At 56.2% G+C, this 21,298-nt stretch carries 17 protein-coding genes; 12 read left to right on the plus strand and 5 right to left on the minus strand.

The window, feature by feature from the left end:
* Nucleotides 1-180: 180 nt before the first annotated feature.
* From ppc to rihC, 3 genes are all read left to right on the plus strand, one after another.
* Nucleotides 181-2,817 carry a phosphoenolpyruvate carboxylase gene (gene ppc / locus ACKWMY_RS15335; RefSeq protein WP_409486567.1) on the plus strand — a complete coding sequence of 879 codons (2,637 nt, stop codon included), beginning with the start codon at nucleotides 181-183 and terminating at the stop codon, nucleotides 2,815-2,817.
* Between the two features lie 301 nt (nucleotides 2,818-3,118).
* Nucleotides 3,119-4,489 carry a C4-dicarboxylate transporter DcuC gene (gene dcuC, locus ACKWMY_RS15340; RefSeq protein WP_024527915.1) on the plus strand — a complete coding sequence of 457 codons (1,371 nt, stop codon included), beginning with the start codon at nucleotides 3,119-3,121 and terminating at the stop codon, nucleotides 4,487-4,489.
* 78 nt (nucleotides 4,490-4,567) lie between these two features.
* Nucleotides 4,568-5,503, plus strand: coding sequence for a ribonucleoside hydrolase RihC (gene rihC / locus ACKWMY_RS15345; protein ID WP_199062172.1), 936 nt, complete (start codon nucleotides 4,568-4,570; stop codon nucleotides 5,501-5,503).
* Between the two features lie 36 nt (nucleotides 5,504-5,539).
* Here the strand turns inward: rihC and metF are convergent, their stop codons facing one another.
* The 3 genes from metF to metB form a co-directional block, all read right to left on the minus strand.
* Nucleotides 5,540-6,439 (minus strand): methylenetetrahydrofolate reductase, encoded by a 900-nt coding sequence (gene metF, locus ACKWMY_RS15350; RefSeq protein WP_024527913.1) that lies wholly within the window; start codon nucleotides 6,437-6,439, stop codon nucleotides 5,540-5,542.
* Nucleotides 6,440-6,653: 214 nt separating this feature from the next.
* Nucleotides 6,654-9,089 carry a bifunctional aspartate kinase/homoserine dehydrogenase II gene (locus tag ACKWMY_RS15355; RefSeq protein WP_409486568.1) on the minus strand — a complete coding sequence of 812 codons (2,436 nt, stop codon included), beginning with the start codon at nucleotides 9,087-9,089 and terminating at the stop codon, nucleotides 6,654-6,656.
* A gap of 3 nt (nucleotides 9,090-9,092) precedes the next feature.
* Entirely contained in the window at nucleotides 9,093-10,253 is a 1,161-nt protein-coding gene (metB, locus tag ACKWMY_RS15360) for a cystathionine gamma-synthase (RefSeq protein WP_021181896.1), read from the minus strand.
* A 317-nt stretch (nucleotides 10,254-10,570) separates the two neighbouring features.
* Here metB and metJ point away from each other — a divergent pair, with 317 nt between their 5' ends.
* On the plus strand, nucleotides 10,571-10,888 hold the full coding sequence (gene metJ, locus ACKWMY_RS15365) for a met regulon transcriptional regulator MetJ (RefSeq protein WP_006317756.1): 318 nt from the start codon (nucleotides 10,571-10,573) through the stop codon (nucleotides 10,886-10,888).
* Nucleotides 10,889-10,960: 72 nt separating this feature from the next.
* Here metJ and rpmE read toward each other — a convergent pair whose 3' ends face one another.
* Nucleotides 10,961-11,176, minus strand: coding sequence for a 50S ribosomal protein L31 (gene rpmE / locus ACKWMY_RS15370; protein ID WP_021181895.1), 216 nt, complete (start codon nucleotides 11,174-11,176; stop codon nucleotides 10,961-10,963).
* A gap of 199 nt (nucleotides 11,177-11,375) precedes the next feature.
* Between rpmE and priA the strand changes: the two genes are divergently transcribed.
* From priA to rraA, 7 genes are all read left to right on the plus strand, one after another.
* Nucleotides 11,376-13,571 carry a primosomal protein N' gene (gene priA, locus ACKWMY_RS15375; protein WP_024527910.1) on the plus strand — a complete coding sequence of 732 codons (2,196 nt, stop codon included), beginning with the start codon at nucleotides 11,376-11,378 and terminating at the stop codon, nucleotides 13,569-13,571.
* Nucleotides 13,572-13,851: 280 nt separating this feature from the next.
* Nucleotides 13,852-14,880, plus strand: a complete 1,029-nt coding sequence (gene cytR, locus ACKWMY_RS15380; RefSeq protein ID WP_024482873.1) for a DNA-binding transcriptional regulator CytR — start codon at nucleotides 13,852-13,854, stop codon at nucleotides 14,878-14,880.
* A 195-nt stretch (nucleotides 14,881-15,075) separates the two neighbouring features.
* Entirely contained in the window at nucleotides 15,076-16,023 is a 948-nt protein-coding gene (ftsN, locus tag ACKWMY_RS15385; protein WP_024527909.1) for a cell division protein FtsN, read from the plus strand.
* Nucleotides 16,024-16,125: 102 nt separating this feature from the next.
* The gene (hslV, locus tag ACKWMY_RS15390) at nucleotides 16,126-16,656 is read left to right on the plus strand and encodes an ATP-dependent protease subunit HslV (protein ID WP_024527908.1); all 531 of its coding nucleotides are present in this window, start codon (nucleotides 16,126-16,128) and stop codon (nucleotides 16,654-16,656) included.
* Between the two features lie 12 nt (nucleotides 16,657-16,668).
* Complete coding sequence (hslU, locus tag ACKWMY_RS15395) at nucleotides 16,669-18,003, plus strand: HslU--HslV peptidase ATPase subunit (RefSeq protein ID WP_409486569.1); 1,335 nt, start codon at nucleotides 16,669-16,671, stop codon at nucleotides 18,001-18,003.
* Between the two features lie 97 nt (nucleotides 18,004-18,100).
* Nucleotides 18,101-19,018, plus strand: coding sequence for a 1,4-dihydroxy-2-naphthoate polyprenyltransferase (locus tag ACKWMY_RS15400; protein ID WP_024527907.1), 918 nt, complete (start codon nucleotides 18,101-18,103; stop codon nucleotides 19,016-19,018).
* A gap of 104 nt (nucleotides 19,019-19,122) precedes the next feature.
* On the plus strand, nucleotides 19,123-19,608 hold the full coding sequence (rraA, locus tag ACKWMY_RS15405; RefSeq protein ID WP_021181888.1) for a ribonuclease E activity regulator RraA: 486 nt from the start codon (nucleotides 19,123-19,125) through the stop codon (nucleotides 19,606-19,608).
* 54 nt (nucleotides 19,609-19,662) lie between these two features.
* Here the strand turns inward: rraA and zapB are convergent, their stop codons facing one another.
* Nucleotides 19,663-19,902: a septal ring assembly protein ZapB gene (gene zapB, locus ACKWMY_RS15410; protein ID WP_021181887.1), complete on the minus strand. Its 240-nt coding sequence runs from the start codon at nucleotides 19,900-19,902 to the stop codon at nucleotides 19,663-19,665.
* Nucleotides 19,903-20,423: 521 nt separating this feature from the next.
* On the opposite strand from zapB, the gene ACKWMY_RS15415 reads away from it, so the two are divergent.
* Nucleotides 20,424-21,269 (plus strand): MIP/aquaporin family protein, encoded by an 846-nt coding sequence (locus tag ACKWMY_RS15415; protein WP_024527906.1) that lies wholly within the window; start codon nucleotides 20,424-20,426, stop codon nucleotides 21,267-21,269.
* The last annotated feature ends 29 nt before the right edge of the window (nucleotides 21,270-21,298 follow it).

Raw genomic sequence — 21,298 nt, forward strand, 5'->3', positions numbered from 1 at the left:
CTAAAAATAGTGTCAATTGATGATTGGACAGGCACGTGACCAGATAAAACCGGCAGGCTGCGACGGCACGTGAAATTTACTTACAAGATGAAAAATCACGTACTCATCGTGTTCAGGTAGTGGCGAAAAACACCACGATCGGAGGATGATAAGTATGCAAAGAACTGGGTCAGGGATTATATGAACGAACAATATTCGGCAATGCGAAGTAATGTCAGTATGCTCGGCAAACTGCTAGGCGATACCATTAAAGAAGCGCTGGGCGAGCATATTCTCGATCGCGTTGAAACTATCCGTAAGCTTTCCAAATCTTCACGTGCCGGTAACGAGGCGCATCGTCAGGAGCTGCTCTCCACGCTGCAGAACCTGTCCAACGATGAGCTGCTGCCCGTTGCCCGCGCCTTCAGCCAATTCCTTAATCTGACCAACGTTGCCGAGCAATACCACAGCATCTCGCCACACGGCGAAGCGGCCAGCAACCCGGAAGCCTTGGCGCAGTTGTTTACCAAGCTGAAAGACAACAAGCTGGATAACAAACAGCTGCAAAAGGCGGTGGACGATCTTTCCATCGAGCTGGTCCTGACCGCTCACCCAACGGAAATCACCCGCCGCACCCTGATCCACAAGCTGGTTGAGGTGAACACCTGCCTGAGCCAGTTGGACCATAACGACCTGGCCGACTACGAACGCAATAAAATCATGCGCCGTCTGCGCCAGCTGGTCGCGCAATCCTGGCATACCGACGAGATCCGCAAGAATCGCCCATCCCCGGTCGATGAAGCCAAATGGGGCTTTGCCGTGGTGGAAAACAGCCTGTGGGAAGGTGTACCGGCCTTCCTGCGCGAGTTCAACGAACAGTTGGAAAACTCCATCGATTACCGCCTACCGGTAGAAGCCGTGCCTATCCGCTTCACCTCCTGGATGGGCGGCGACCGCGATGGCAACCCGAACGTAACCGCTGAAATCACCCGTCACGTGCTGTTGCTGAGCCGCTGGAAGGCCTGCGATCTGTTCACCCGTGATATTCAGGTGCTGGTTTCCGAGCTATCGATGACCGAATGTACTCCTGAGCTGCGGGCATTGGCCGGTGGTGACGAAGTACAAGAACCTTATCGCGAATTGATGAAGCAACTACGCAGCCAGCTGATGAGTTCCCAGGCCTACCTTGAAGGCCGCCTGAAGGGTGAACGCGTGCTACGTCCACACGATCTGCTGGAAAATAACGAGCAGTTGTGGGAACCGCTGTACGCCTGCTACCAATCTTTGGTGGCCTGCGGCATGAGCATTATCGCCAACGGCCAACTGCTGGACACGCTGCGCCGCGTACGCTGCTTTGGCGTGCCGCTGGTGCGTATCGACGTTCGCCAGGAAAGCACCCGCCATACCGAAGCCATTGCCGAACTGACCCGCTATCTGGGCCTGGGGGATTATGAGAGCTGGTCAGAAGCCGACAAACAGGCATTCCTGATCCGTGAGCTGAACTCCAAGCGTCCGCTGGTGCCACTGAAGTGGGAGCCGAGTGCAGACACTCAGGAAGTGCTGGAAACCTGCAAGGTGGTCGCCGAAGCGCCACAAGGTTCGATCGCCGCCTACGTCATTTCCATGGCTCGTACCCCGTCCGACGTCTTGGCCGTGCACCTGTTGTTGAAAGAGACTGGTTGCCCATTCGCGCTACCTGTGGCCCCACTGTTCGAAACCCTCGACGATCTGAACAACGCCGAAGACGTGATGACCCAGTTGCTGAACATCGACTGGTACCGCGGCTTTATTCAGGGCAAACAGATGGTCATGATCGGCTATTCCGACTCGGCAAAAGATGCTGGCGTGATGGCGGCCTCCTGGGCACAATACCGCGCACAGGACGCACTGATCAAAACCTGTGAGAAGGCCGGAGTAGCGCTGACGCTGTTCCATGGCCGTGGTGGCTCAATTGGCCGTGGTGGCGCACCTGCGCACGCCGCTCTGCTATCACAACCGCCGGGCAGCCTGAAAGGTGGCCTGCGCGTGACCGAACAGGGCGAGATGATCCGCTTTAAATTCGGCCTGCCAGAAGTCACCATCAGCAGCCTGGCGCTGTACGCCGGTGCGGTGTTGGAAGCCAACCTGCTGCCACCGCCGGAACCTAAGCCAGAATGGCGCACGCTGATGGATGAACTGTCCGAAACCTCGTGCAACATGTATCGCGGTTACGTGCGTGAAAACCCTGAATTTGTACCTTACTTCCGCGCCGCTACGCCAGAGCAGGAGCTGGGGAAACTGCCATTGGGTTCACGCCCGGCCAAACGCCGCCCGAACGGCGGTGTTGAAAGCCTGCGCGCCATTCCGTGGATTTTCGCCTGGACGCAGAACCGCCTGATGCTGCCAGCCTGGCTGGGTGCCGGTGCTGGCCTGCAAGAAGCGGTGAAGGCCGGTAAGCAGGATCAGTTGGAAGCCATGTGCCACAACTGGCCGTTCTTCTCTACCCGTATCGCGATGCTGGAGATGGTATACGCTAAAGCCGACCTGTGGCTGGCGGAATACTACGATCAACGCCTGGTAGACAAGGCCCTATGGCCGCTGGGCAAACAGTTGCGGGAACAGTTGGCCAGCGATATCAAGGTGGTGCTGACCATCGCCAACGACGATCATCTGATGGAAGACCTGCCGTGGATCGCCGAATCTATCGCGTTGCGCAACGTCTACACCGACCCGCTAAACGTGTTGCAGGCCGAGCTGCTGCACCGTTCACGTCAGCAGGAGCACCCGGATGCCCGCGTTGAGCAGGCACTGATGGTCACTATTGCTGGCGTGGCGGCCGGGATGCGCAACACCGGCTAATATTACTTCATCATTTGCTGCAAGCACCGATGCGATCGGCGTCGGTGCTTATTTTCCCCCGGTTATCCCCCCGTCCCTAATCTGCGGATTTTGTCCCAGCGCTCACTCGCTGCGGGTTATCAATACTATTATTCTGAGTCCATGCTCCGTTTGGCCACACCTTTTGTGTTGATTATGCAAAGAATTCCGTCAGGATTACCGGTACTATTTGTTACTGGTGATAGACAAAGACCTTACCTTCTTGAAAATATCTTCACAGAAAGATATTTATCATGAAGATTGATGATGGCAGGGAAAGTAAATGGATGTAGCACTATTAATCAGCTTGGCAGTACTCGTCGTGGCCGGTTACGCCATTGCCAAGAACTACGACACCAAGCTGGTGTTGTTTAGCGCAGGGATCGTACTCATGTTGGCGGCAGCTACCTTGGGCCTGCCGATTTTGAGCGCCGGAACGGGGACAGGCACCGTCTGGTTGGATCCGTTAAAACAAATCGAGCTGGATTTCATCAAGCAGTTTAGCCGGGCGGGCATCATCATCATGGTGCTGTTCGGCTTTTCCGCTTATATGTCGCACATTGGCGCAAACGATGTCGCGGTTAAAATCATGTCAAAACCCATCGCGAAGATCCGCTCCCCCTATATTCTGGTGCCGATCGTATTCTGGATAGGGTCACTGTTGTCGTTGATTATTCCCAGCGCCGCTTCCCTCGCCGTGATTTTAATGGCCACGCTCTACCCCATTCTACGGGTGGCAAACATGTCCTCGCTCAGCGCCGCCGGGGTTATTGCCACTACCGCCACCATCGTGCCCACTCCGCTGGGTGGTGATAATGTGGTCGCAGCCAAAATCCTGGGTTTCGAGCACGTGGTGGACTACGTCACCCTGCACCATGCCGTTATCTCACTGCCGGTGCTGGCCATTATCGGCATCGCGCACTATTTCTGGCAAAAGTACATGGATAAGCGCCAGGGTGCAGCCGCGTTTACCGACGTCGATGAGAGTAAATTGGCCACCAACAGCCAGCTTCCTCCGGCTTACTACGCCCTGTTCCCACTAATCCCGTTACTCCTGATCGTGATATTTGGCCTGTTCTTCCGCCAGATCAAAATCGGCCTGGTGGAAATTACCCTGTTCTCGTTTGCCCTGGCCTTTATTGTGGAACTGATCCGCAAGGGCGACCTGCGCGAGCAAATGAAAAACTCGTCGCTGTTCTTTACCGGTATGGGGCAAGGCTTCTCACAGGTGGTGGTGTTGATCGTGGCTGCCAGCACCCTGGTAGCCGGGTTGACCGCCATCGGGGCCATCGGCACCGTAGCCTCGCTGGTTAAAGAGGTCAATAACGCCGGGATCGGCCTGATGTTTATCTTCTCCGGCCTGACCGCGCTGATCACGCTGATCAGCGGTAGCGGTAATGCGGTGTTCTACTCCTTTATCGAGCTTATTCCCTCGATAGCCACCCAGGCTCACGTCGATCCGGTGATGATTGCCCTGCCGATGCAGCTGACCTCAAACCTTATCCGTGCGATGTCGCCAGTCTCTGCAGTGGTGATCATCGTGGCATCAGTAGTCAAAGTCAGCCCGATTGAGGTGGTCAAAAGAACCTCGGTGCCGTTGCTGATCGGGTTTATCGCCACCCTGATTTTCACGCTGATCCGCTATTCGTTCTGAGGAGATGCCAATGAGCACTATCGCCAGCTATTTTGACCTTCAGCGCTAACGCCTGATCCATCCTGTATGGGAGATATTATGTCCTCTAGCTCTGCACCTATTGCCATGATCCTGGATACCGATCCCGGTATTGATGACGCCGTCGCGCTGGTTGCCGCGCTGTTTCATCCAAAAATCGACCTGCGCCTGGTGAGTACGGTGGCAGGCAACGTCAGCGTGGATAAAACCACCAACAATGCGCTGCGCCTGCTGCATTTCCTGGGTGCGTCCACCCCCGTAGCTCGCGGGGCAGCGGCTCCGCTGGTGCGTAAACTGGAGGATGCCAGCCATATTCACGGCAACTCCGGCCTGGATGGGTACGAGTTTGAAGAATCGACACGGCAGATCGTTGACGGTCATGCCGTTGAAGTGATGCGCGACCTGCTTCTGGCCAGCAAGGAGCCGCTAGTCTTGGTGCCGATTGGCCCGTTAACCAACATTGCCCTGTTGCTCACGCTCTACCCGGAATGTAAGCCATCTATCGCGCGGATCGTCATGATGGGAGGCTCCGCCAGCCGTGGCAACCATACGCCAAACGCGGAGTTTAATATCTACGTGGATCCCGAGGCCGCCAGCATGGTGTTTACCAGCGGTATCCCGATTGTCATGTGCGGGCTGGACGTCACCAACCGGGCTACGCTCACCGCCGAGATGATTGCCAGCTTACCCACGCTGAACCGCACCGGGGCCATGCTGCATAGCCTGTTCCAACACTATCGGGGTGGGAGTATGAGCCGTGGGCTGAAAATGCATGACCTATGCGCTCTGGCCTATCTGGCAAAACCCGAGCTGTTTACCACTCAAGCCTGCCATGTGGCGGTAGAAACGCAAGGTGAACTGACCAGAGGAACGACCTGCGTCGATCTGGCCAACCGTCTGAAACGGCCAGCCAATGCCGAGGTTTGTCTGGAAATCGATGTCGAAGGATTCCGGCAGTGGTTCCTGGAGATGCTCACGCAACCGGCCGTTCCTTGATGATGGCGCGGTTGCCGCAACGGCAACCGCTATCTATCAGCCAACCACTGCACCAGGACGCACGCCCAGGGTATGGCAGATGGCGTAGCTCATTTCCGCACGGTTGAGCGTATAGAAGTGGAAATCTTTGACCCCTTCGCGGCTCAGGATCTTCACCATATCCATGGCGATATTGGCACCGACCATCTTGCGGGTTTCCGCATCGTCATCCAGCCCGGCAAACATGCTGGTCATCCAGCTTGGCACCCGCACGTTGGTCATGGTGGCAAAGCGCTGGAGCTGTTTGAAGTTGGATACGGGCAGAATGCCCGGCACGATTTCTACGTCGATGCCAGCGGTCACACAACGATCACGAAAACGCAGATAGCTTTCTACGTCGAAGAAGAACTGGGTGATGGCACGGTTGGCACCGGCATCGATTTTACGTTTCAGGTTGATCAGGTCTGACTGGGCGCTTTTCGCTTCCGGATGCACTTCCGGATAGGCCGCGACAGAAATATCAAAGTCGCCGACGTCTTTGAGCAGCGTGACCAGATCGGCCGCATACATTTCCGGCTTGCCACCGCCTGGCGGTAAATCACCGCGCAGCGCGACAATATGGCGGATACCGCTGTTCCAGTAATCGGTAGCGATCTCACGCAGCTGCGCCGGGCTGGCATCAATACAGGTCAGGTGAGGGGCAGCTTCCAGACCAGTACGCTCTTTGATCCCCTTGATGATGCTGTGGGTACGGTCGCGCTCACCCGAGTTGGCACCGTAGGTCACAGAGACAAACTTGGGTTTGAGGCTGCTCAGGCGATCGATCGACTGCCACAAGGTATCTTCCATCTCGCTGGTGCGCGGCGGGAAGAACTCGAACGACACGTTAATCTGGCCGTTTAACTCTGCCAGACTCTGATTCAGCGCTTCCCGCTGGTTTGCGTGATAAAAACTCATACCCTGTCCGCCTCTTATCGATCACTGTTTTGCTTCGTTATAATAAGCGTCTATACGTTTAGACGTCTAGATAGAAAATGCCGGATGTTGCCTGAAGAGTCAACAGGAAAGTGAGGGAGATACGATGATTAATCCTCACGCAAGATGAGAGAATTTCATGTTGAAGGATTGAACGGGGGCAGCGTAGCGCCACCCCCGAGGTTAAAGCGAAGATTTAAAGCAGTTGTGCCAAGCGATTAAGGTCGGACTGGATGGCTCCAGCAGTCACGTCGCGACCGGCCCCTGGCCCACGGATGACCAGCGGGTTGTCGCGATACCAGCGGCTCTCGATGGCAAACACGTTGTCACAAGGCAGCAGCGAAGCCAGCGGATGTTCTGGCCGCACGGCCTCAACGCCAACGCGCGCTTTGCCATTGGCATCGAAACGCGCCACGTGGCGCAACACCAGGCCCATTTCGTTGGCCGCTTCGAAACGCTGTAGCATTTGCTGATTCAGCGCATCGCCGTTCTCGAAGAACTGATCGATGGAGCCTTGCTCCGCGCCTGCAGGCACCAGCGACTCCACCCTCACCTGGTTAGGTTCAATGTCATAACCCGCCTCACGCGCCAGGATCACCAGCTTACGCATCACGTCTTGTCCAGACAGGTCAACACGCGGATCCGGCTCCGTCAGCCCCTGCTGCCAGGCTTGATCCACCAGCTCGGTGAACGGCACCGTGCCGTCAAACTGCAGGAACAGCCAGGAAAGCGTGCCGGAGAAGATGCCGCTGATCGCCAGGATGCTGTCCCCGCTGTCGCGCAGATCGCGCACAGTATGGTTCACCGGTAGCCCGGCCCCCACGGTGGCGTTATACAGCCAGTGGCGGCCCGTTTTGGCAAACGCATCGCGGATCTGGCGGTAATTGGCGCTGCACGAGGCCCCCGCCAGCTTGTTGGCGCTGATCACATGGAAGCCATAGCTGGCAAAGTCCAGATATTGCTCCGCCAACTCCCCGCTGGCGGTGACGTCGAGCACCACCAGATCGTCGAACGGGTGCGCCCGCATCCACAGGAACAGCGACTCTTCGTCCAGTTCCTGGGCTTCATCCTCAAAGAACGCCAGCGCGCGGCTGGCATCCAACCCTTCATAATTGAGCAGGCTGCGACGGCTATCCACCACCCCTGCCAGGCTAAACTCAAAACCGCTGCGCGCAGAGATATTCTTCTGTTCGCGAGCAAACAGTTCCAGCCAGCGAGAACCAATATTGCCTTTGCCAAACAGCACCAGGCCAATACGCTTTTCCGCGCGGAACAACGTTTGGTGCAGGCCCTGGATCAGCAGACCGGTCGGCCCCTGACGCAGCACTGCCACCAGGCTGATGCCATCTTCTGCCTGCCAGATGAACTCCACCGGCTGGTCCTTCAACTGCTGATAGAAACGATGGCTATGCAGTGGATTCTTGCACACGCCCGCGCCCACCAACGCTACCAGCGCCAACCCTTCACGCAGTTGCAGTTCACCCGGTAATCCGGCCTCCTGCAAAATGCGCAGCACGCTACCCACCACTTCCGAGGTGTAGCACAGCTGGAGCAGGTTACGGTCAGGATGAACCCCTACGGCCAAGGGTTTGATCTGTGCACGTTTGAGCACCAGATCCAACTCTTTCTGCGCCAGCTTGAAGTCATGCTGCGGCGCAACGCTGAGTTCGATCAGGCAGACATCATCGTGGCTGGTGACAATTTTGGCACCGGTGCCGGAAGCCAGCACGCGCTCGATACGGGTCGACCCCTGCTCAGGCTGATAGCTGCAACGCAGTTGCAGATCGATATCGCTGCCAGACACCGGCTGCAAGGTACGGGTATGCAGCACCGGAGCCGCCAGACGAGCCAGTTCGCTGGCCTCATCCAGACGCAACAGCGGCAATAGACAGGCATCTTTCACTTTGCGCGGATCGGCGCTGTAAACCCCGGCCACGTCGCTCCAGATGGTGACTCGCTCCACACCGGCCAATGCGCCAACCTGCGTGGCGGAATAGTCACTGCCGTTGCGCCCCAACAGCACGGTTTCACCGCTGTCATTACGCGAAATAAAGCCGGTCACTACCAGACGTTTGCCCGGATGTTGTGCCAGCAGTTGCTGCAATAACGGATAGGAACGGCCTTCGTCAACCTGCGGTTGCGCCGCGCGTTCGGCACGCAGGAAATCACGCGCGTCCAGCCATTCCGCCTGCATGTCCTGCTTGTTCAGCACCGCAGCCATCAGGCGGGCTGACCAGATCTCACCATGCCCCACCACTTCGGCATACACCGCATCATCAACCTTGCCGTCCAGCAGGATCGCCAGGCGTTCAAGATCGTGGATAAATTCGGCAATCAGCGGTTCCGCCGTTTCCGCAGGCAACAACCCGCCGATCAGCTCACTGTGATAACGGCGCAGCGTTTGCTGCACCTGATGCGCGGAAAGACGATCGCTCTGGCTGAGCTTCAGCCAGCTGATCAGTTGGTTGGTGGTGCTACCCGCCGCCGACACCACCATCATGTCACCCGGCTGGCTGTATTCGGCCATGATCCCGGCCACCCGCAGATAACACTTCACATCTGCCAGGCTGCTGCCGCCAAATTTGTGCAGTTGACGTCCGCTAACCGGCCCTGCTACCGCAATTGCATTCATGACTTACCTCGTAGCCGCCGCCTGGAAGGCTTGTTCCAGATCGGCAATCAAATCTTCGCTGTCTTCAATCCCCACGGAAACACGCAGCAGGCTTTCGGAAATCCCCGCTGCGGCACGCGCTTCTGGCGCCATACCGGCGTGAGTCATGGTTGCCGCATGTGAGATCAGGCTTTCTACGCCACCCAGGGATTCCGCCAGCGTAAACAGCTCCAGAGCAGACAGGAAACGGCGCAGCAGCGCTTCATCCCCATCCAGTTCAAAGCTGAGCATGGCACCGAACCCACGTTGCTGACGGCACGCAATCTCATGGCCAGGGTTTTCTGGCAAGGAAGGATGATACAGCTTTTTGACCAAGGGTTGCTGCTGTAAATAGCCGACAATCGCCTCGGCATTATGTTGTGCAGCCTTGATACGCGGCGACAGGGTACGCATCCCCCGCAATAACAAATAGCTATCGAATGCCGCGCCGGTGACGCCAATATTGTTGGCCCACCAGGCCAGCTCGACCGCCAGATCTTTATCTTTAGCGATCACCGCGCCCGCGACCACGTCGGAGTGGCCGTTGAGGTATTTGGTACAAGAGTGGACGACCAGATCGGCACCCAGTTCGATCGGCTGTTGCAACGCCGGGCTGAGGAAGGTGTTGTCCACCACGGTCAGCGCACCAGCTTCGTGGGCCGCTTTACAGATGGCGGCAATATCCACCACGCGTAATAACGGGTTGCTTGGGCTTTCGATCAGCACCAACTTCGGCTTTTGAGCCAACGCATCGCGCAATGCGGCTTCATTCCCCTGATCGACAAACAGCACCCGATACGCCCCGCGTTTGCTCAGGCTATCGAACAGGCGGTAGCTGCCACCGTAGCAATCATGAGGGGCCACCAGCAGATCGCCCGGTTTGAGAAATACCGTGGTCACCAGATGGATCGCCGACATCCCGCTCCCGGTCATCACCGCCCCCGCACCTCCTTCCAACTCTGCCAGCGCACGCTGCACGACATCACGCGTCGGGTTACCACGACGTGAGTAATCATGAGCTCGGGGCTGGTTGAAATCGGTGAAGTTATAGGTACTGGAAAGATGGATCGGCGGGACGACACAGCCGTACTGTTCGTCATCATTCAGACCGCTACGTACGGCAATCGTGGCTGGTTTACGCGTCATAGGGTGGCTCGGCTCTCGGAAAGTGGGGGAATAAGGTCTAAAGATTAACCGCAGTGGATATAGACGTCAATACATCTGGACATCTAAACTTCTTTGCGTATAGATTGAGCAAAGGGACAATACCCGCTAAAATTATGGCGGTTTGTCATGACGATAAGATGTTAGCCCAATAATGCATAGGCATAGCCTATTAAATCATCAGATTCAGTGACCCTTATCGCGTAAAGTAGACATTTATTTAGTGAGCACAGTGAAGATCGGGCATAATTGGCCGGTTTTTAGAATTTTGTATTTTTCAGACAAATTTAAGGTGTCCCATGGCTGAGTGGAACGGCGAGTATGTCAGCCCTTACGCTGAACACGGTAAAAAGAGCGAGCAAGTCAAAAAAATCACGGTATCTATTCCGCTGAAGGTGCTGAAAATCCTGACGGATGAACGGACTCGTCGCCAGGTCAACAACCTGCGCCACGCCACCAACAGCGAACTGCTGTGTGAAGCATTCCTGCACGCCTTTACCGGCCAGCCGCTGCCGAACGATGAAGACCTGCGCAAAGAACGCAGCGATGAAATCCCGGAAGCCGCGAAAGTACTGATGCGAGAATTGGGTGTCGACCCTGATACCTGGGAATATTGATCCTGCCTGTACCGAAGGCAAAAACGAAAAAAGGCGCCCGAAGGCGCCTTTTTCATCTGACGATAAGAAAACTTATTTCTTAACGCCTGGTACGCTGAAACGCTTGTTGAAGCGGTCAACGCGGCCACCGGTAGCAACATCACGCTGCTTGCCAGTGTAGAACGGGTGGCATTCGCCACAAACGTCCAGGTTCAGATCGTGACCCACGGTAGAGCGGATTTTGATCACGTTACCGCAAGAGCAGTTTGCAGTAACTTCTTCGTATTTAGGGTGAATACCTTTTTTCATGGGAGAACCTCAGTTAAGGCCGTGTCGCTATCCAGCCCTGTTCCGCCAGACACCACACGTGGTTGATAATAGGTTTTGATATGGGATTATACCAAAGGCGGCAAATTATACAGAATAAAATGTAGCGCGCAATCGGATCCGTACATTTGCCAGCCTACCGTGTAAACTAGCCAACACTTTTTTCTACCTGGACAGCCACATGCCTGTTGTACACGTTGCTCTACCGGTTCCCCTTGCCCGCACCTTCGATTATCTGCTGCCCGCCGGCCTGCAGCCGGTCATCGGCGCGCGCGTCAGTGTGCCTTGGGGAAAGCAACGGGCGATAGGCATCATCACTGGCAGTAGCGAGAGCAGTGAACTGCCGCTGGAAAAGCTCAAGCCCATCGATAGCCTGCTGGATAACGACTCGCTGTTCACCACCAGCCTGTGGCGCATCCTGCTGTGGGCCAGCGATTACTACCATTACCCGATCGGTGAAGTGTTGTTCCATGCGCTCCCCATTCTGCTGCGTCAGGGTAAACCCGCAGAGGCCGCCCCGCTGTGGCAATGGTTTGCTACCGAACAGGGGCGCGCAACCCCGCCGGAAAGCCTGAAGCGTGCGCCAAAGCAGCAACAGGCACTGGCGGCACTGCTGCAACGCCCGGTGTATCGGCATCAGGTCAGCGAACTGGAGCTGACGGAAAGCGCACTCCAGGCGCTACGAGCCAAAGGCTTGATCGACCTGCGTTCGCAAACGGTGGCAACTCAGGACTGGCGGCCAGGCTTTGCCGTACTCGGTGAACGGCTGCGGCTCAACACCGAACAGGCCACCGCCGTGGGTGCGATCCGCAGTGAAGACGGCCAGTTTGCCGCCTGGCTGCTGGCCGGGGTTACCGGATCCGGCAAAACCGAAGTTTATCTCAGCGTACTGGAAAATATCCTGGCGAAAGGTAAGCAGGCACTGGTGTTGGTGCCGGAGATCGGCCTCACCCCGCAGACCATCGCTCGCTTTCGCGAACGCTTCAACGCGCCGGTAGAAGTCCTGCACTCCGGCCTGAACGACAGCGAACGGCTGGCCGTTTGGCTGCGCGCGCGCAGCGGTGAAGCCGCCATTGTGATCGGTACCCGCTCGGCGTTGTTCACCCCCTTCTCGCGCCTTGGGGTGATCATCATCGACGAAGAACACGACAGCTCCTATAAACAGCAGGAAGGCTGGCGCTATCACGCTCGCGATCTGGCGGTGTTCCGCGCTCACGCCGAAAACATTCCGCTGGTGATGGGCTCGGCGACGCCGGCGCTGGAAACGCTGCACAACGTGCAGTTAGGCAAATACCGTCAGCTCAAACTGACCCAGCGGGCAGGCAACGCCAAACCGGCCAATCAGCATCTGATCGATTTGAAAGGCTTGCCGCTGAAGGTCGGGCTCTCTCAGCCCCTGCTGAAAAGCATGCAGCACCACCTGAAGAACGGCAACCAAGTGATCCTGTTCCTTAACCGTCGTGGCTATGCCCCCGCGCTGCTGTGCCATGAGTGTGGCTGGATCGCCGAATGCCAGCGCTGCGACCATTACTATACGTTCCACCAGCATCAACGCCAGCTGCGCTGCCACCACTGCGACAGCCAGCGCCCAGTGCCACATCAGTGCCCGCAGTGCGGTACCACCAACCTGGTTTCCGTCGGCGTCGGTACCGAACAGTTGGAGAATGAACTGGCTCCCCTGTTCCCGGAAACCGCGATTACCCGTATCGATCGCGATACCACCAGCCGCAAGGGGTCACTGGAACAGCATCTGGCCGATATTCACCGTGGCGGCCCGCGTATCCTGATCGGCACGCAAATGCTGGCTAAAGGCCACCACTTCCCGGATGTCACGCTGGTGGCATTGCTCGACGTTGACGGCGCGCTATTCTCCGCCGATTTCCGTTCAGCCGAGCGTTTTGCCCAGCTCTATACTCAGGTTTCAGGCCGTGCCGGGCGGGCAGGCAAGCAGGGCGAGGTGCTGCTGCAAACCCATCACCCAGAGCACCCGCTACTGCAAATCCTGCTGCAACAGGGCTACGACGCCTTTGCCAAGCAAACCCTGGCCGAGCGTAACAGCGTCTTCCTGCCGCCCTACACCAGCCACATCATCGTGCGTTCGGAAGATCACGATAATCAGCAGGCACCGCTGTTCTTACAGCAGCTACGCAATCTGTTGGAAGCCAGCCCGCTGAAAGATGACTCTCTGTGGGTCATGGGCCCGGTTCCTGCCCTGCAACCCAAACGCGGGGGTCGCTTCCGCTGGCAACTGTTGTTGCAGCACCCATCCAGAAAACTGTTACAGCACCTGATAAAGAGCACGTTGCCATTGATTGGCACCCTGCCGCAGGCGCGTAAAGTCAAATGGACGTTAGACGTTGATCCCATTGATAGCTGATTAAGAAAAATCTTAATTCCACGGTTAAAAGCAAACGTTTACACCACAATTTGCGAGCGAACACGAAAAAACCTTCCTGCGTCACACTTTTCATGCAAATTAGGTAACAAAAGCGGCCCGTAATCTGTTTAGAATGGCGGTGAAGGCATTTTTTCAGCCAGGCAATGGAATGCTTGAATGTGGATGACGCTAAAAATAACACCACCACCACTGCATGCCAGAATTTGTGAGCAAACTGAAGTAACCGCGTTAGCCGGGTGCTGACGCAAGGAGAAAGGCGTTGGAACACAAGCAAGAATTACCCATGGCGACCATGAAAGACGTTGCCGAAATGGCCGGCGTTTCCACGGCAACCGTGTCGCGTGCGCTGATGAATCCGGAAAAGGTGTCAACGCCAACGCGCCAGAAAGTGGAACAGGCCGTGCTGGCCGTGGGTTACTCCCCTCATGCCCTGACACGCAATATCAAACGCAATGAATCCCGCACTATCCTGGTGATCGTCCCGGACATCTGCGATCCGTTTTTTGCCGACGTGATCCAGGGGATCGAGCAAACGGCAGCGCAGCAGGGTTACCTGGTGCTGATCGGCGACTGTGCGCAGCAGAACCAGCAGGAACGCACCTTCGTTAACCTGATCATCACCAAACAAATCGATGGCATGCTGCTGCTTGGCTCCAACCTGCCTTTCGACGCCAGCAAGGAAGAGCAACGCAACCTGCCGCCGATGGTGATGGCCAACGAGTTTGCACCGGAGCTGGAACTGCCAACGGTGCATATCGACAACCTGACCGCCGCGTTTGAAGCCGTACATTATCTGCATCAGCTTGGCCATAAACAGATCGCCTGTATCGCCGGGCCAGAACAGATGCCGCTGAGCCATTATCGGTTGCAAGGCTACATTCAGGCGCTACGCCGTAATGGCATTACCGTCGAAAGCAGCTATATTACCCGGGGTGATTTCACCTACGAAGCTGGTGCACAGGCGTTAGCCTCGCTGATGGCACTGCCGAAACCGCCAACGGCGGTCTTTTGTCACAGCGACGTCATGGCGATCGGCGTATTGTCCCAGGCGAAAAAGCTGGGCTTGCGGGTACCGCAGGATCTGTCGATTGTCGGCTTTGACGATATCAAGCTGGCGCAGTATTGCGATCCGCCGCTGACCACCGTGGCGCAGCCCCGCTTCCAGATTGGCCAGCAGGCAATGTTGCTGCTGCTGGAACAGTTACATGGGCAAACCGTGAACAGCGGTTCCCGGTTACTGGACAGTGAATTGATCATCAGAGGCAGCACCGCGGCCCCTAAACGCTAGTCAAATATTTTTGGGTTAAGTAACATGGCTGACCCAGCGCCGGCCAAACCGGCGTAATGATCATTGTTGTGGTCATTTTGCCAGAACCGCTCCCCGGAGCCTGCCTACACCTACAGGGCAGTAAGCTGATGCAAAATGGCCGATAAAATAGCCAGAGGATAGGTTTTAACCTCATCACGACACAGCGGAATTATAGTGGCACAGAGAGACTATGTAGGCCGCGGGCGCTCAGGAGCAGCGCGGCGCAAGACCCCCAGCCGTAAAAAACGCAGTTCTCCAAAGGTATCCAAAACCGTGGTGGCGCTTGCCGTCGCCATTCTGGTTGTCTTTATCGGTGGTCTTTATTTCATTACCCACAATAAACCGGATGAAACGCCGATGTTGCCTACGCATGGCACACGCCCGGGCAACGGGCTGCCACCGAAGCCGGAAGAGCGTTGGCGTTACATCAAAGAGCTGGAGAACCGCCAGATCGGCGTCAAGACACCTACCGAGCCAACGGCCGGGGGAGAGGTCAATTCCAAAACTCAGTTGACCGACGAACAACGCCAATTGCTGGAGCAGATGCAGGCCGATATGCAGCAGCGCCCAACGCAGCTGTCTGAAGTGCCTTACAACGATCCTTCACAGTTGCGTAACGGTGGGCGGCAACAGCAGGTACAACCGCCGGTACAGCAGATAGCACCACCAGCGCAGCAACAGCAGGTCACTCAGCCTCGCAACCCGTTCAACAACGGCGCAGCACCCGTGCAGCAACAACCGGTACAGCAGCACCAACAACAAGTGCAGCAGCCGAAGCCGCAGGTACAGCAACCCAAATCCCAGGCCGTGACTCCGCCAGTGCAGACTCGTCAGCCAGAAGTGAAACAAGAAGTAAAAACGGAAGCGGCCAAGCCGGAAACCAAGCCTGAGTCGAAGCAGAAGTGGATGGTGCAATGTGGTTCGTTCCGCGCAGCCGATCAGGCCGAGTCGGTTCGGGCACAGTTGGCGTTTGAAGGGGTTGAAAGCCGAGTCACCGCAGGTGGTGGCTGGAATCGCGTGATGCTTGGCCCATACAGCAGCCGCGCCGCCGCAGACAAAACCCTGTCCCGCCTGAAGGGCATGGGCATGTCAAGTTGCATTCCCCTCTCCGTCGGGGGTTGAAAAGCGTCAATCTCCCCCCATCTATAGTCTCAATATGCCTCGTAGTCTCTGCCAACGCAGAGGCTGCGGGGACTTCTTTCCGTCCGCAACGAGGGTCTGCTCGTGACAACAATTGTAAGCGTACGCCGCAACGGCCAGGTAGTGATCGGTGGCGATGGCCAGGCCACACTGGGCAACACGGTAATGAAGGGCAACGTCAAAAAAGTCCGTCGCCTGTATAACGACAAAGTGATTGCCGGTTTCGCCGGGGGTACGGCTGACGCTTTTACCCTGTTCGAACTGTTCGAGCGCAAGCTGGAGATGCACCAGGGCCATCTGGTGAAAGCGGCCGTGGAGCTGGCAAAAGACTGGCGTACCGACCGCATGCTACGCAAGCTGGAAGCCCTGCTGGCGGTAGCCGATGAGACGTCCTCGCTGATCATCACCGGTAACGGTGACGTAATTCAGCCAGAAAATGATTTGATTGCGATCGGCTCCGGTGGCCCTTATGCCCAGTCGGCCGCACGTGCGCTGTTGGAAAATACCGAAATGAGCGCCCGCGAAATCGTGGAGAAATCCCTGACCATCGCCGGCGACATCTGTATTTACACCAACCATTGTCACACCATCGAAGAATTGCCTTCCAAAGCGTAAGGATCGAATACCATGTCTGAAATGACCCCGCGCGAGATCGTCAGCGAACTGGACAGCTACATCATCGGCCAAAACAAAGCCAAACGTGCTGTCGCCATTGCCCTGCGTAACCGCTGGCGCCGGATGCAGCTCAACGAGATGCTGCGTCACGAAGTGACCCCAAAAAATATTCTGATGATCGGCCCAACCGGCGTCGGTAAAACCGAGATCGCCCGTCGTCTGGCAAAACTGGCCAATGCTCCCTTCATCAAGGTAGAAGCCACCAAGTTCACCGAAGTGGGCTATGTGGGTAAGGAAGTGGACTCTATCATCCGCGATCTGACCGATGCCGCCGTGAAAATGGTGCGTCTGCAATCGATCGAGAAAAACCGCACCCGTGCGGAAGAGATGGCAGAAGAACGCATTCTTGACGTGCTGATCCCACCGGCCAAGAACAACTGGGGCCAGGCAGAAGAGCAGAATGAACCTTCTGCCGCTCGCCAGGCATTCCGTAAGAAACTGCGTGAAGGCCAGTTGGACGATAAAGAAATCGAAATCGATCTGGCTTCGGCCCCGATGGGCGTGGAAATCATGGCGCCTCCGGGCATGGAAGAGATGACCAACCAGTTGCAATCGATGTTCCAAAACCTCGGTGGGCAGAAACAGAAACCGCGTAAAGTGAAGATCAAGGAAGCCTTCAAGCTGCTGATCGAAGAAGAAGCGGCCAAGCTGGTCAACCCGGAAGAGCTGAAAGAGCAGGCGGTGGAAGCCGTTGAGCAGCACGGTATCGTGTTTATCGATGAGATCGACAAAATCTGTAAGCGCAGCGGCCAGAGCTCCGGCCCGGACGTGTCCCGCGAGGGCGTCCAACGCGATCTGCTGCCGCTGGTGGAAGGCTGTACGGTATCCACCAAGCACGGCATGGTGAAGACCGATCACATTCTGTTTATCGCCTCCGGTGCGTTCCAGACTGCCAGCCCTTCCGACCTAATCCCGGAACTGCAAGGCCGTCTGCCAATCCGCGTTGAGCTGCAAGCGCTGACCACGGAAGATTTTGAACGTATCCTGACCGAGCCAAGTGCGTCGCTTACCGAGCAGTACAAAGCGTTGATGGCCACCGAAGGCGTCAACATCGATTTCACCGCTGACGGTATCCGCCGCATCGCTGAAGCCGCCTGGCAGGTTAACGAAAGCACCGAAAACATCGGCGCACGTCGTCTGCACACCGTGCTGGAGCGTCTGATGGAAGATATTTCGTACGATGCGAGTGAAATTGGCGGCCAATCCATTACAATTGACGCGGAATACGTGCGCAATCATCTGGATGAACTGGTAGCGGATGAAGATCTGAGTCGTTTTATCCTATAATCGCTCTATCACTGTCCTGTCAGTTATCTTTGTGGGAGGCATTGCCTCCCACATTTATTTTTAACGGACACCGTCTTTTGACTTACTGAAGCGAAATATGAGCTCATCAACCACCACCACCCCGGCCAGAGCCTGGCTGGAAAGTTTACGACCACGAACCCTGCCATTGGCCTTTGCCTCCATCGTTGTCGGTTCCGCGATCGCCGCCTGGCAGGGTAGCCTCAAACCCGGCGTGGCGCTGTTGGCTCTGCTGACCGCAGGTCTGCTGCAGATCCTCTCTAACTTGGCCAACGATTACGGTGATGCGGTAAAAGGTAGCGATAAAGAAGACCGTATCGGTCCGTTGCGCGGCATGCAAAAGGGCATGATCACCCAAAGCCAGATGAAGCGGGCCTTGATGCTGACGGTGGTGCTGATCGCCATTTCCGGTTGCTGGCTAATCGCCGTCGCCTGTGAAAAACCCAGCGATGTGGTGGGCTTCCTGGTGCTGGGCGGGTTAGCGATTGTCGCGGCCATAACCTATACCGTGGGCACCAAACCTTACGGTTATCTCGGGCTGGGCGATATTTCGGTATTGGTGTTTTTCGGCTGGCTCAGCGTGGCAGGCACTTACTATCTACAGACTCACACTTTCGATAGCGTCGTGATGTTGCCAGCCACCGCCTGTGGCCTGCTCGCGGCGGCGGTGTTGAACATCAATAATCTGCGCGATATCGAAAGTGACCGCGCTAACGGCAAAAATACCCTGGCCGTCCGCCTTGGGCCACAGAATGCGCGCTATTACCACGCAACGCTGCTGATCGCCGCCGTGGTCTGTTTTGCCCTGTTTACCCTGCTTAACCTGCATAGCCTATGGGGCTGGCTGTTTGTGTTGGCCATCCCGCTGCTGTACCGCCACGGCATGCGTGTCTTACGTGACCCTACGGCCGTCGGTATGCGCCCGATGCTGGAACATATGGTCAAGGCCGCTTTGCTCGCCAACGTGCTATTTGCAATTGGCGTGGTGCTCAGTTAGTTGAGACTTGCGTACCAGAACGCATCCTGGCACTGATGATTTTGCCAACGGGGCGAATAAAGGGATATACTGGTTATTCCAGCGGCAAACAGACGTAAAATCCTATGAAATACGATACTTCCGAACTTTGCGATATCTATCAGGAAGAGGTCAACGTAGTTGAGCCTCTGTTCTCCAACTTTGGCGGGCGTACTTCATTTGGCGGGCAAATCACTACGGTGAAATGCTTCGAGGATAACGGCCTGCTGTTTGAACTGCTCGAAGAAAACGGCCGTGGCCGCGTATTAGTGATCGACGGCGGCGGCTCGGTACGCCGTGCCCTGATTGACGCGGAGCTGGCCCGTCTGGCGACTCAGAACGAATGGGAAGGCATCGTGGTTTACGGTGCGGTGCGCCAGGTGGACGATCTGGAAGAACTGGACATCGGTATTCAGGCGATGGCCGCGATCCCGGTAGGAGCCACCAGCGAAGCGATAGGCGAAAGTGATATCCGCGTGAATTTTGGCGGTGTTACCTTCTTCTCTGGCGATCATCTGTATGCCGACAACACCGGCATCATCCTTTCTGAAGATCCGCTCGATATCGAGTAACCGCAGAAAATGACAAAGGGCGCCTAAGGCGCCCTTTTCGTTGGTGCGAATGGATCAGACTTCTTCCATTTTACCCAGCAATGCGCGCAGGCGATCTTGCCACACGTGCTGCTCTTCTTTCAGCTGCTGGTTTTCACGGACCAGTGACTCGTGGTTACCCGCAGCGCTCTGAACTTCCTGAGACAGGGAATTGTTTTTCTCTTTCAGCTCTTCAATTTCCATCTGCAACAGCGTGATGGTATCGATCGCCTGCTGAACTTTTGCTTCCAGTTTTTCAAATACTTCAAATGACATTCTTCAGTCCCCTCATGATAGCAAGGCGTACATCCATAAGTAGCGCCGCAACCTTAGCTGCAGCGACTGCGAATATGCTCGCGTAACCAACAGGCCCAGCGCCTGTCTCGATAAAACCTTTCCCGCAATAAAAACGATTGTAAGTAGCCAGCCCCCCAGTGTCTAGCAACATACCGACCCAACGCGCACTCTGTTGCAATTTTCCTACCGTGGCTATCGGTCAAAGCTGAAAGTCGCCGCTGCCCAACGGCAGGGTTGTTAACAAATAGAGACAAAATAACTGGTCAGATCACCGTTTTATGGTGCAGAAAGAACACCGAACAACGCGAATTCGCTCAATTTTATGACGAGGTACACACATTTTGATTTCGCTATTTCTCGTTTATGCTCGTTAACGATAAATTTACATCACGTCCTCAGCCGATAAGAGGGCGTGAAGAAAAACTCTGTAGCTCAGGGCCAAAACGCCAACGCGCCAAGCCTAGATAACCTATAACCGTCGTCTGCAGGACAATAATATTATGAGCCAAACCATCAGTCCGACCTTAAAAGGCCAGTGCATCGCTGAATTCCTCGGCACCGGTCTGTTGATTTTCTTTGGCGTAGGCTGTGTTGCAGCGCTGAAACTGGCAGGTGCCAGCTTCGGCCAGTGGGAAATCAGCATCATTTGGGGCCTGGGGGTGGCGATGGCCATCTATCTGACCGCCGCCATTTCCGGTGCTCACCTGAACCCGGCCGTCACGCTCGCGCTGTGGCTGTTCGCCTGCTTTGATGGACGCAAAGTACTTCCTTACATCGTTGCGCAGATCGCGGGGGCCTTTTGCGCGGCAGCACTGGTCTACGGGCTGTATTACAGTCTGTTCTTCGATTTTGAAGCCGCCCACCAGATGGTGCGTGGCAGCAATGAAAGCCTCGAATTGGCCGGTATTTTCTCGACGTATCCCAACGCACATATCTCCGTTGGCCAGGCCTTCCTGGTAGAAACCGTGATCACCGCCATCCTGATGTGCCTGATCCTGGCACTGACCGATGACGGCAACGGCATTCCACGCGGCCCGCTGGCACCGCTGTTGATCGGTATTCTGATTGCCGTCATCGGTGCCTCTATGGGACCATTAACCGGCTTTGCACTGAACCCGGCACGTGACTTCGGCCCGAAACTGTTCGCCTATCTGGCAGGCTGGGGCAAGGTGGCCTTCACCGGCGCTCGCGACATCCCTTACTTCCTGGTGCCAATCTTCGGCCCTATCGTCGGTGCCGGTTTGGGTGCCTTTGGTTACCGCGCGCTGATCGGTCGCCATCTGCCTTGTGACGTTTGCCTCGAAGAAGAGCAACCGGCCCCTCAATCAGAACAACGTAAAGCGTGATTGGCACGGCTTTAAACGGTTAACCACAG

The sequence above is a fragment of the Serratia sp. J2 genome (assembly GCF_046269175.1).
GTDB lineage: Bacteria > Pseudomonadota > Gammaproteobacteria > Enterobacterales > Enterobacteriaceae > Chania > Chania fonticola_C.